The 11,968-nt window shown below is 71.0% G+C and carries 9 protein-coding genes; 2 read left to right on the top strand and 7 right to left on the bottom strand.

Translation table 11 applies throughout. The features are described from left to right. Positions 1-171: 171 nt before the first annotated feature. The 6 genes from C5E06_RS18190 to C5E06_RS19445 form a co-directional block, all read right to left on the bottom strand. A complete protein-coding gene (locus C5E06_RS18190) occupies positions 172-1,650 on the bottom strand; it encodes a permease (RefSeq protein WP_104307795.1) in 1,479 nt (492 codons plus the stop codon). Next, positions 1,647-2,465 (bottom strand): ABC transporter ATP-binding protein, encoded by an 819-nt coding sequence (locus C5E06_RS18185; protein ID WP_104307794.1) that lies wholly within the window; start codon positions 2,463-2,465, stop codon positions 1,647-1,649. Before C5E06_RS18185 ends, C5E06_RS18190 begins: the two co-directional genes overlap by 4 nt. A 127-nt stretch (positions 2,466-2,592) precedes the next feature. Next, positions 2,593-3,057 (bottom strand): CrcB family protein, encoded by a 465-nt coding sequence (locus C5E06_RS18180; RefSeq protein WP_104307793.1) that lies wholly within the window; start codon positions 3,055-3,057, stop codon positions 2,593-2,595. After that, a complete protein-coding gene (locus tag C5E06_RS18175) occupies positions 3,057-3,572 on the bottom strand; it encodes a CrcB family protein (RefSeq protein WP_181063035.1) in 516 nt (171 codons plus the stop codon). Before C5E06_RS18175 ends, C5E06_RS18180 begins: the two co-directional genes overlap by 1 nt. Before the next feature lie 142 nt (positions 3,573-3,714). Beyond that, complete coding sequence (locus C5E06_RS19840) at positions 3,715-4,761, bottom strand: PadR family transcriptional regulator (protein ID WP_104307791.1); 1,047 nt, start codon at positions 4,759-4,761, stop codon at positions 3,715-3,717. Continuing rightward, positions 4,758-5,735, bottom strand: a complete 978-nt coding sequence (locus C5E06_RS19445; RefSeq protein WP_181059694.1) for a hypothetical protein — start codon at positions 5,733-5,735, stop codon at positions 4,758-4,760. The genes C5E06_RS19840 and C5E06_RS19445 overlap by 4 nt, the downstream gene beginning before the upstream one ends. 208 nt (positions 5,736-5,943) lie before the next feature. Between C5E06_RS19445 and C5E06_RS19440 the strand changes: the two genes are divergently transcribed. Continuing rightward, complete coding sequence (locus tag C5E06_RS19440; RefSeq protein WP_181063033.1) at positions 5,944-7,020, top strand: YdcF family protein; 1,077 nt, start codon at positions 5,944-5,946, stop codon at positions 7,018-7,020. Positions 7,021-7,149: 129 nt separating this feature from the next. Further along, positions 7,150-10,611 (top strand): efflux RND transporter permease subunit, encoded by a 3,462-nt coding sequence (locus C5E06_RS18155; RefSeq protein WP_258067768.1) that lies wholly within the window; start codon positions 7,150-7,152, stop codon positions 10,609-10,611. Here C5E06_RS18155 and C5E06_RS18150 read toward each other — a convergent pair. Beyond that, positions 10,608-11,870, bottom strand: a complete 1,263-nt coding sequence (locus C5E06_RS18150; RefSeq protein ID WP_181063031.1) for a glycosyltransferase family 2 protein — start codon at positions 11,868-11,870, stop codon at positions 10,608-10,610. The two genes, C5E06_RS18155 and C5E06_RS18150, sit on opposite strands and share 4 nt — an antisense overlap. Positions 11,871-11,968 lie beyond the last annotated feature (98 nt).

Below are 11,968 nucleotides of genomic sequence, written 5' to 3'. Positions count from 1 at the left end.
CCTCCTCCCTGACCGCCCCCCTCCTCCCCGCCCCTTCTCGCGCTGAAAAGTCAGCCATATGCAGCTTCCGCCGATCGGGCGCGTGCATCTGGCTGACTCTTCCACCGGGGATCAGCGAGTCAAGGGTTCCGGGGGCAGAGGGACCAGAGGGCGAGGCGCACGGCAGGAGCGCTAGCCGCGGTGCGCGGAGGCGAGCACCGAGGTGACGACGGGGCGCGTGCCGAGGAGCGCCAGCCAGACGGCACCGAATCCGAGCGCGAAGCAGAGGGCCATCGTGAGCATCGCGAGGGGCGCGATGATCAGCGAGGCGCCGACGATCGGCAGGATGATGGCTGCCGCGGCTCCGGCCCCTCCGAGTGCGGCGAGCAGCAGCGGCGCCCAGACCTGCACGCGCTGCGCCTGCTCGAAGACCTTGCGCGGCATGCCGGCCCTATCGAGGGAGATGAGCAGCTTGCGCTCGTCGAGGATCGCGGCCGCCTGCGAGACGCCGACCGTGCATGCCAGCATGAGGAACGCGATGAAGAGCGTCAGGAAGACGCCGGTGCGCAGGTCGGTCATGAGGATGAGATCCTCTGCCTGCATCCCCGACGTGCCGACCATGTCGAGGAGGGCGAGGCCGCTGCCGCCGATGACGGCGACGAACGCGATCATCGCGATGCCCGAGACGCTGCGCCACGCGACGCCGGGCGTCTCGGCGAGCCGGCGCCCGCCGATGAGGCGTGCGGGTGACTTTGCGCGCTTCGCCATCTGCCGGCCGATGAGGCCGACCAGGGGGCTGCCGATGAGGTTGAGGGCGAGCATCCCTGCCGCAAGGGGGACGAGCACGGCGATGACGATTCCGATCATGCCGAAGGCCGACGCGAGTCCCTGCATCATGCCGACGAGGCCGAGGCTGATGAGCAGGATGACGACGCCGGAGGCGAGCGCGAACCACTTGACCCGCGGCTGCGTGCCGCGCTTGCGCACGCCGAGGGGCGTGACGCGCACGGCTGCCAGCCCGGCGAACGAGCTGAGGGCCGCCAGCAGGGTGATGCCGGCCGCGGTCGCGAGGAGCACAGGGAACCCCACCCAGACGGACGCCGCCCCGATGGGGGCGCCGTAGAAGTGCAGGAGTCCCACGAGGGGGAGGAGTGCGGCGTAGAGCACCATGCCGGCGAGGATGCCCGCGATGGCGACGAGCGTCGCCTCGGCGACGGCGAGCAGCGTCACGACTCTGGTGGATGCGCCGAGCAGCCTGAGCGTCGCGAGGCGATCGTCGCGGCGGCGGGCGGAGAGGCGTGCCGCCGCGACGCCGAGGGTCAGCAGCGGGACCGCGAGCAGGGTCAGCGCGAAGACGGCGAAGAAGCCGTGGGATGGCATGCCGGGCGGTGGGTTGAAGAGCATCATGGTGCCGCCGACCACGACGAGCGTGAGGGCCGTCACGACGGCGAAGGCCACGGCCGGCAGGGCGACGGCGGCGCGGCCGACGGTGTCGGGCCGGGTGAGCATCCGCAGGATCGTGAGGAGCGGGATGCGGCTGGAGCCGCGGGGCGCGGGGCTCGGGACGCTCACGGTGCCGACTGCGGACGACGGGGCGGCGGCCCTGACCTTCGCGGTCGGTCGGGTATCCGCTGCGAGGCCGAGGGGCCCGGCGTCGTGGCTGCCGTTCATGCGCGGGCCGCCGTGTCCTCGAGGAGGTACCCGTCGCGCATCCGAACCGTGCGGTCGCAGCGCGCCGCGACCTCGGGGTCGTGGGTGACGACGACGAGGCTGCGGCCGGCCCGTGCGGTCGCGGCCAGCAGCGCCGTCATGACGTCGGCGCTCGTCGCTGAGTCGAGGGCGCCCGTCGGCTCGTCCGCGAAGACGACGCGGGCGCCGGTGACCTGGGCGCGGGCGATGGCGACGCGCTGCGCCTGCCCACCGGAGAGCTCTCCGATGCGGCGGGCCTCCATGCCGGCGAGCCCCATCGCCGCGAGCCACTGCGCAGCGGCCTGCTCGGCGCGCGTGCGGTCGACGCCGCAGAGCATCGCCGCGATGGCGACGTTCTCGAGTGCGGTGAGCTCCGGCAGGAGCATCCCCTCCTGGAACACGAAGCCGAATTCGGTGCGGCGCAGCTCGGTGCGCTCCGCGTCGGACATTCCGGTGATCTCGCGGGTGCCGGCAGCGCCGTGCAGATCGATGCGGCCCGCGTCCGGCGTGACGATGCCGGCCAGGCAGTGGAGGAGCGTGGTCTTGCCCGACCCGGAGGCGCCCATGATGGCGAGCGCCTCGCCTGCCTGCACCGCGATGCTGACGCCCGCGAGGGCGGTCGTCGGTCCGTAGGCCTTGCTGAGTGAATGCGCCGTGAGCACCCCGCCGGCAGCTGGCAGGGCTGTGGATGCGCGGCCCGCCGCATCGTTCGGGTGCGGGGCGAAGCGTGGTGCGGGTGCTGCTGCCGCGTGCGGTTGTGCCGCGGCCGGTGTCTGGAAGCCTGGGTGGGAAGTCATGCTTCCAAGGTGCCCGTCTGGGGGTGCGCGCCTCGACCGCCTGCGGGCTCATCCGCCCCCGACTCTGGGAGGGTATTCGCGGGCCGGCGTCATCCGGGAGGATGACCGCTGGTGCCGCGGCCGGGGTCTACCAGCCGAGCATCCCGAGCCCGAGGCTCTCGCCGAGCAGCTGGCCGACGGTCACGCCGATCAGCGCCGCGAGCACTCCCCAGAGCATCTGGATGATCACGATGATCGCGGCCTTGCCGATCTTGCGGGCACCCAACGCGTTCGTCGCGTCGAGCATGACGGAGCTCCACGAGCTCATGCCCCCGCAGAAGCCGGAGATGACGAGCATCGACGCGACGGTTGGAAGTGGGAGCAGCCCTGCCGCGAGGCCGGCGATGAGCGACGCGACGACGTTCACGATCATGAGCCGCCACTCCGGGGCGATACGGCGCGGTGCGGCTGCGCCCTGCGGGCTCGATGGGTGGGCGGTGGAGATCGCCGATGCCGGTTGGCGTATCCGCGGCCACCCTTCGACGGCGACGTACCGGATGCAGGCGCCGAGGCCTCCTGCGAGCCCGACCGCCAGGAGCACGAGGACGTCCATCAGCGCACCCCGCCAGCTGGCGCTCCGCCGTCGGGGCCGAACGTGTCGTGGCTCGGCGCGACCGGGCCTCGGCCCGCACCTGGCGGAGGGGAGACGCGACGGCCGATGGCTCGCCCCGCGACGATGGCGAGGATGCCGCCGACGGTGCCGGCCGCGAACGCGACGACCGCCCAGCCGGAGTTCGAGAAGACGAGGGCGAGCGCCAGGGCGATGAGGGAGAACGTGGTGAAGCCGCCGCAGAAGCCGGGGCCGAGGGCCGCGCGCAACGTGGCCAGCCGCTCCGGCCAGTGCGCTCCCGCGACGATGCCGAGCGCGAGGGACCCGGCCACGTTGGCGATGAGCGCCGCGACGATGTCGGAGTCGAGGACGTGCAGGTTCGCGGAGAGTGGCACGTACAGCGTCTGGTCGCCATCGAGCATCGACGTCGTCGTCAGGGACGTCAGCCAGACGCGCGCGAGCGTCCCGAGGGTGCCGCCGAGGAACACGGCGAGGAGGAAGCGGGCAGGCGAACGCACGCGGCAACCGTACTCCCGGGCTGGGCTGGGCGCCAGCAGCCCGCGGCGGCGGCGATCCTGCGGCGCGCCCATCGCGAGGGGCGCTCCCCGTGGTGGAGAGCGCCCTTCGCGCCTGGCGTCTGGCGTGCGCCTGGTCCGCGGCTCAGGCGTCGGAAGTGCCCCCGCCGTCGCCGCTCCTGTCATCACGCGAGCCGAGGGCGTGCGAGATGCGCTCTCGCACTCGCTCCAGCTCCTGGTCGAGGAACGTCACGATGCCGGGGGAGAGCCGCTGCTCGCTCTGCGCGGCGCGCAGCTCCTGCCGCAGCTCGTGTCGGAACCGGTTGAGCACCAGGTCGGCCTGAGACAGAGCCTCGAGCTGCGCGCGCAGGGCGTCTCGCGGCGGCCGGCTGTCGCCTCCTGGCTCGGATCTTGAGGCCCCGTCGTCTGCCGTGCCGCTGCTCCAGACTTGCGAGCTGCTCGCGGAGGACCACGTGTCGTAGCGCCCATGCGTTCGGTGGCCGTCGCCCGCTGCCGTCGGAGCCGTCGGCGTCTGCGGAGTCTGCGGCGCCTCGGGGGCCCCAGGTGCGTCTGGTCCCGCTGGGGGCCGGGGCGGGTCCTGCGGGCGCGGTTCGCCCGCCGCGCTCGAGCCGCGCGTGAATCCCGGTGGCACGAAGCCGGGCGGTGTGTCGCCTGGCGTCGTGATCGGGTTCTCGCGCGGCGCATCCCATCCCTTGCCTGCGCCGGAGAAGAAGCCACGAGCGGATGCGGCTCCCGCTGCTCCCGCGCTCGCGGCCTTCTCGAACCCGGCACGTGCATCCGGCCCGAGCTCCTGGGCGAGTCGCGCGAACTCGGCACGCAGCTCCTCGCGGGCACTCGCGAGCCCGTGGCGGACGTCGGCGGCGAGACGGCGGACCGACGAGTCGACGTCCTGCTCGATGGAGGCGAGTTCCTCTCGGCGCGAATCGAGCTCACGCCGGCCGGCTTCCGTGATGCGGTAGACGCTCTTGCGGCCGTCGTTGTGCTTGGTGACGAGCCCTTCCTCCTCGAGCTTCGCGAGGCGCGGGTAGATGGTGCCGGCGCTTGGCGAGTACGTGCCGTCGAAGCGCTCGGAGAGCGCCTGGATGAGCTCGTAGCCGTGGCGCGGCTGGTCTTCGAGCAGGCTCAGCAGGTAGAGGCGAAGGTGTCCGTGGGCGAAGACTGGCGGGGTCACGCGGTGCCTCCCGGCTGTGTGGTGTCGTTCTCGGGCTCGTCGCCCGCGTTCTCGGATGCAGGGGCCGCGGCCTCGCGGTCGCCGTCCCCGGCGGGGACGCCGTCGGGAACGGGGCTGGTCGCGATGCGGGCGTCGATGCGCTCGTCGAAGTCCGCTGGCGCATCTCCTGCCCGCGGAGTGCGGGCGGAGAGGAGCACGGAGACTCGACCGGTGACGGTGCTGATGCGCACGTCGGTGACGGCGCCCTCGGTGGGTTCGGAGCGGTACGTGGTCCCGCGCAGCGGTTCGAGGTGGAGGCCGTCGAGCTGCACTGAGGAGCCGACCGTGGAGACCTGGTAGCTGGGGTGGGTGCCGCCGGGGAGGCGCACCGTGGTGGCGCCGCTGACGGACCTGTTCGCGATGAGGCTGGGGGCGCCAGAGGTGACGTCGACGATCGTGGCACCCGAGACGGTGCTGCCGTCGAAGCTCACGAGAGATCCGGTGGCGGTGACGTCCCCCGACGCGGTCTTCACGACGGCCGTCCCAGCGTGGCCGCGGACGCTGATCTCGCCGCCGATGGAGTTGAGGTGCAGCTCGCCGCGGGTCGCGTCGAGGAACTGCTCTCCGCCCACCGTGTTGATGTCGACGCGTCCGCTGATCCCGGCGACGAGCACCTCCGCGCTGACGCCGAGCACATCGACGTCGACGCCGGCGGGGACGAGCACACTCACGACGACGTTCGGCTGGTTCCAGATGGTCTTCGCCGAAGTCTGCACGTCGGTCCAGGACAGCTGCGGATGGTCGATGAGGAGCTGGTCTCCGTCGATGGCGATCTTGAGATCGCGGCCGGTGATGCCGGACACCTCGATGCGGGTGCTCGGCTCGTCGTGCGCGAGCACGCTGATGGCGCCGCCTGCGAGTCTCGCGCGAACGCTGCGGACGGTCTGCACGTCGATGACGCGGGGTCCGTCCACGATCCACTGTTCAATAGCCACTGCTGCTCCTCGGGAAAGGGTTCTTGATGCGCGTCGGGCTTCGCGCCCGACGACTGCAAGTCACGTTATATCGCGAGTCTGGGGATTCGCGTGCGCTCGCGACTCTCTCAGCTGGCTTCTGGCGTGCGGCATACTGGGCGCACCGTCGGCGGCCCCCGGCGGGTGTGTCGCGAGGGAGCAGGACATCATCACGCAGGAACTGTCATGGGTGTCGGTACTGCTCACCCTCGTCGTCGGCGCGGGACTGGCCTTCATCGCCGTGCGGCGCACGAGGAACGAGCCTCGACGCCTCAGCAACGGCGTGTGGATCGTCGCCGCGGCCGTCGTCCTCATCAGCGCCGTCTCCAGCTTCGACGGTCAGGTGTCGATGCTCGTCAGCACGCTGACGTGGCTGCCCTTCGTGCTCTCGCCCGCTCTGCTGCTGGCGCTCATCGTGCTGCTGTACGTGAATGGGGCCCGCATGATCCGACGCGAGGGGCGCTCGCTGGGGAATCTGCTGTCCCTCGTCTTGGCTGTCATCCTGACGGCGCTGGCGGCGCTGCCGTTCGCGGCCATCCTCGTCGGCGACGATGTCTTCATCTCCATCGCGCTCCTCCTCGCGGCCGGAGCCGCCTACCTCGGGGCGGCGTTCGCCCTGTTCCTCGCCTACTCGTGGCTCTACTCGCGGCTCGTTCGCGGTGCCGTCGGCACCTGGGTCGTCGTGCTCGGCTCCGGCCTCAGCGGAGGGCGACGCGTGCCGCCGCTGCTCGCCGCGCGCATCCGGGCGGGCCTGGATGCGGCGCACCGGGTCGGGGCCTCCGTCGTCGTCATGTCCGGCGGGCAGGGCGGCGACGAGGCGCTCGCGGAGGGGCGCGCCATGCGCGAGTGGGCGCTCGACCCCGCCAACGCCGACTCCGCCAACGCCGGCGCCGACGGGCGCCAGGGGGCCGTGCGGATGGCGGGGAACGCCGCCGAGCCGCGCATTCTGAGCGAGGAGGAATCGGTCAACACCGAGGAGAACCTCCGCTTCACGATGCGGATCCTCGAGCGCGAGGGCGTCACCGGCCCCGGCATCATCGCGACGAGCAACTACCACGCCATGCGCGCCGCGATGCTCGCGAGGGAGCTCGGCATCGATGCGCAGGCTGTGCAGGCACCCGTCGCCCGCTACTACTGGCCGAGCGCGATCCTGCGTGAGTTCGCGGCGATCCTCAGGCGCTACTGGCTGCTCAACCTCGTCGCCGGGGTGCTCTTCGCGTTCCCCATCCCCGCACTCAGCCTCTGGGTCGCGCTCGGCAACGGCTGATCCCGCCATCGGTCGGCGCGGCTGATCGGCGAGCGCGACCCGAACCGCGGATTCGGGACGCACTCAGTCAGGGTCCCGGGCTGTGTCGGTGGTGCGTGCGACACTGACGGAGTGCACAAACTCGCTGAGATGAGCTTGAAGAACCGCGCGCTGATCGCCCTCGTGACGCTCTCCGTGCTCCTCTTCGGCGGACTGTCCATGACCTCGCTCAAGCAGGAGCTCATTCCCTCGGTCTCCCTGCCGATCGTGTCGGTCGTGACGAGCTACCCGGGCGCATCGCCGGAGATCGTCGACGAGGACGTGTCCAGGCTCGTCGAGACCTCCCTTCAGGGGCTGCAGGGGCTCTCCTCGACGCAGGTCACCTCCAGCGCGAACCTCTCGTCGGTGACGGTCGAGTTCGAGTACGGCACCGACACCGTCTACGCCGAGCAGCGCATCCAGCAGGCGCTCAACCGCATCGAGAGCCAGCTGCCGGAAGGTACGGAGACGACCGTGCTGAGCGGCTCGATCGACGACTTCCCGGTCATCCAGATCGCGGCGACGGGCGGCACGAGCACGGAGGAGCTCGCGGCCAGCCTCGAGAGCTCGACCGTGCCAGGGCTGACCGAGCTCGATGGCGTCCGAGAGGCGGCCGTCAGCGGTGCACCGGTCTCCCGCATCGAGATCACGCCAGACCAGGCGGCGCTCGCGGGGGCGGGAGCCAGCGTCCAGAGCATCCGCGACACGCTCGACGCGGCAGGCACGCTGATCCCCATCGGACAGATCACCGAGGGTGACGACGCCCTCACCGTGCAGGCCGGAACGCTGCTCGACAACGTCGACGCCATCGCCGCCCTGCCCCTCAGCGGGGCCGCCCCCGCCACGACGACCCTCGGCGACGTCGCGGCCCTCGAGCTCGGGCCGGAGCCCGCGACCTCCATCTCCCGCGTCAACGGCGAGGACGCCCTCACGGTGTCCGTCACGAAGCTCGCGAACGCCAACACCGTCGAGGTGTCGCAGGCGGTTAGGGACGCGCTCCCGGCGCTGCAGGCATCCATCGGCGGGGGAGCGACCCTGCAGATCGTCTTCGACCAGGCCCCGTTCATCCAGCAGTCCATCGACACCCTCGTCGTGGAAGGCCTCCTCGGCCTTGTCTTCGCGGTCATCGTCATCTTCGTCTTCCTGCTGTCCTTCCGCGCCACGCTCGTCACGGCGATCTCCATACCGACCTCGCTGCTCGTGACCTTCATCGGCCTGCAGGCCGCCGAGTACTCGCTCAACATCCTCACGCTCGGCGCCCTCACCATCGCGATCGGGCGAGTCGTCGACGACTCCATCGTCGTCATCGAGAACATCAAGCGGCACATGTCGATGCACCCGGATGCGAGCCTGCGCGGCACCGAGCGCGTGCGCGTCATCACGGAGGCGGTCCGCGAAGTCGCGACCGCCGTCACGAGCGCCACGATCGCAACCGTCGCCGTCTACCTACCCATCGCATTCGTCGGCGACATCTCCGGAGAGCTCTTCCGTCCGTTCGCCCTCACGAGCGTCATCGCGCTCCTCGCGTCGCTCCTCGTCTCGCTCACGATCGTCCCCGTGCTCGCCTACTGGATGCTCGGAGGGCGGCATCGCAAGCGCCGCGCCCGCGTCGGCACGGCGGAGACCTGGGCCGGAGGCGGCACCCCCGCAGGCGAGGCCGCCCGAGCCCGCGAGGCGGTCCTCGCGAGCGAGGCCACACGCAGCTCGGGCAGCGTCACCGCGCAGGAGCCTCTCCCCGCTGCGGGCGGCGATGAGGCTCCCATCGAGCCGGTCCGCGTGCGCCCGCGTCGAGAGCGTGCCAAGCGCGACGCCGGTCGGTTCGCGCCGCTCGGACTGCGCAGCGACGACGAGGACCTGCACCCCCGCCGTGCGCTCCGCCGCCAGGCGGAGCAGGAGGCCACCGCAGTCGGCCGCGCGGAGAATGGCCCCGACTCCGAACTCGCCTCGTCGAGTGAAGAGAGCAGCTGGCTGCAGCGCGGCTACGAGCCGGTCCTCGGCTGGACCCTGCGCCGCCCCTTCATCACGCTCGGCGCGGCGCTGCTCATCCTCATCCTCACGGGCGCACTCGCGCCGCTCATGAAGACCAACTTCCTCGGCAACACCGGCAGCAACAGCTTCACGGTGACGCAGACCCTCGAACCCAACCTCACGCTCGCCGCCTCCGGCGAGGCCGCCTCCCAGGTGGAAGACCTCATCAGGGCCAAGGAAGGCGTCGAGACGGTGCAGCTCACGATCGGCGGAGGGGGAGCGGCATCGCTCTTCACCGGCGGCGGAGCCTCCCGCGCGAGCTTCTCCGTGACCACCTCAACCGACGCCGACTCCGACGCCATCCAGGCCGAGCTCCGCGAGGAGCTCGACGGCCTCGAGGGGGCAGGCGAGATCTCCGTCGGCGGTGGCGGCAGCGCCGGATTCTCGAGCGCGATCAGTGTCGACCTGACCGCACCGGATGCCGAGACCCTCCGCCAGGCCAGTGACCAGGTCGTCGCCGTGCTCGCGGGAGTCGAGCAGCTCGGCGAGGTCACGAGCGACCTCGACGAGACCCGACCGTTCGTCGAGATGGACATCGACCAGGCTACGGCCGCCCAGTACGGGCTCAGCCAGACGGCCATCGGGGCGATCGTCGCCCAGCAGCTACAGCCGACCCCCGTCGGCTCGCTCACCGTCGACGGGTCCAGCGTCCAGGTCGTGCTCGTCGGGTCGGAACCGCCGGCGAATATCGATGCGCTCCGAGCCACGAGCATCCCAACGGCCCTCGGCCCCGTCCCGCTCACGACGCTCGCGAGCGTCGAGATCGTCGACGGGCCCGTCTCCATCTCGTCCGAGCGCGGGGTGCCACTCGCCTCCGTCACCGTCGTGCCCACCGACGACAACCTCAGCTCGGCGAATGCGCTCATCACCGAGCAGCTCGACACGATCACCCTGCCAGAGGGCGCCACGGCCGCCCTCGGCGGCGTCAGCTCCGACCAGGCGGCCGCATTCCAGCAGCTCGGGCTCGCGCTGCTGGCTGCGATCCTCATCGTCTACATCGTCATGGTGGCCACCTTCAAGAGCCTCCTGCAGCCGTTGCTCCTGCTCGTGTCCGTGCCGTTCGCGGCGACGGGCGCGATCCTGCTGCAGCTCGCGAGCGGTGTGCCCCTCGGCGTCGCCTCCCTCATCGGCGTGCTCATGCTCATCGGCGTCGTCGTGACCAACGCCATCGTGCTCATCGACCTCGTCAACCAGTTCAGGGAGCGGGGCCTCGCCGTGCACGAGGCGATGCTCGCCGGAGGCGCCAGACGTGTCCGTCCCATCGTCATGACCGCGCTCGCGACGATGCTGGCACTCACCCCGATGGCACTCGGCATCACGGGGCACGGCGGCTTCATCTCGCAGCCGCTCGCGCTCGTCGTGATCGGCGGGCTGCTTTCCTCCACGGTGCTGACGCTGCTCGTCCTGCCAGCCCTCTACTCCGTTGTCGAAGGCCCGCTCGAACGCCGACGAGCCCGCCGTGAGGAGCGCATCGAGCAAGAGCTCGCCTCCGCCGAACACGACGAGGAGCGGAGCGCCGCGCCACCCCAGCTGGAGCGCACCTAGCGGCGAACGGGACTCCGCCAACGGCCGTCGCCGCTCCGGCGCAGGCTGAGCAGGGCGGCCTGCAGGCACAGCAGCGCGTCCAGCCAGCGGAGAACGGGCAGAAGGGGCGCCCATCTCAGGAATGCGAGTCGCCGTGAGATGCACAGGGCGACGAGCGTCAGCGCCAGGTCCGCTGCGAAGAACGCGGCGAGCAGCAGGAGCGCGGGAAAACGTGCGGCGGCTTCCTCGAGCGACGGGCACGCGACCACTTCGGGGAGGCCGACCGTGAACGACGCCAGCACCAGGAGGGGAGCCAGGGCGATGAGCAGGGAGCTGATCGTGATCTCGACCACCGACGCCGCGGCCAGGGTGCCGAAGCGCGGCTGCATCCGCGAATGGCGCCGGAGGGTCTGCCAGAAGCCGAGATTCCAGCGACGCACCTGCGCGATGTAGCTTCGAAGCGTGTCCGGGTCCTGCGTGTACGCCGTGGCCACGCGTGGGTCGAAGGCGATCCGGCCGAGCCGCTTCGCGTGCACCTCGAAGGTCATGTTGAAGTCCTCGATCACGAGGCCGGGTGCGGCGATGTCGAGCTCGGCGAGGATGCGCGTGCGGTACAGCGACGCGAAGCCGGGCACGATCATCACGGCGTTGGCGAAGCTCGCGGCCTGACCGAACTTGAGCAGGTACTGCATGACGACGTACATGCGGTCGCGGTGGGTGATGAGGAGGTCGCCGAGACGCGAGGTCGGGCCTGGGAAGAGTGCGGTCCTCGCCGTCCCCGCGACGGCGACGACACGCTCGTCGGCGAAGAGCGGCAGCGCGGAGTCGAGGTAGTCCGGGCCGAGGACGGTGTCGGCGTCGAGCAGCATCACCACCTCGAACCGATCGGCGAGCCTGAACCAGCGGATGGCGTGCTCGAGTGCCCCCGCCTTGCCGCGGTTCGGTGAGATGTCGACGACGTTCGCGCCTTCGGCTCTCGCGATGGCGGCGGTCGAATCGTGGGAGCCGTCCGAGGCGACGAACACGTTGGAGCGCGGGACGTGCTGACCCGCCGAGCGCACGGTGCGCTGGATGCCGCGTTCCTCGTCGTGCGCGGCGATGAGGATGGCGACGTCCCTCGGTCGGAGGGCTGTGCTCGTGAGGGTCTGCGGCACCTCGTGCAGGCGAAGCCGTCGCTCGCGAAGGGCGCGCACCGCGGAGACCGTGGTCCAGAACGATGCGTTGGCCCCGACGAAGAGGAAGACGACGAGCGCCACGAGGAGGATCGCTGGGTTCGACACTGCAGAAGTGTATCGAGCTGTGGGCTTCTCGGGTCGAATTTGGACTTCACTTATTGGGGACTTCTCCCCATGTCGATGCGTGCGCATCGGAATACTCC

It is taken from the genome of Pseudoclavibacter sp. RFBI5 (assembly GCF_002931395.1).
GTDB lineage: Bacteria > Actinomycetota > Actinomycetes > Actinomycetales > Microbacteriaceae > Pseudoclavibacter.
The sequence above is the reverse complement of the archived record's forward strand: the minus strand, read 5'-3'. Positions and strand labels throughout refer to the sequence as shown.

Excerpts from the sequence above, each read along its gene's own strand:
- C5E06_RS18190 (WP_104307795.1), bottom strand. The coding sequence starts at position 1,650 with ATGAACGGCAGCCACGACGCCGGGCCCCTCGGCCTCGCAGCGGATACC.
- C5E06_RS18185 (WP_104307794.1), bottom strand. The coding sequence starts at position 2,465 with ATGACTTCCCACCCAGGCTTCCAGACACCGGCCGCGGCACAACCGCAC.
- C5E06_RS18180 (WP_104307793.1), bottom strand. The coding sequence starts at position 3,057 with ATGGACGTCCTCGTGCTCCTGGCGGTCGGGCTCGCAGGAGGCCTCGGC.
- C5E06_RS18155 (WP_258067768.1), top strand. The coding sequence starts at position 7,150 with ATGAGCTTGAAGAACCGCGCGCTGATCGCCCTCGTGACGCTCTCCGTG.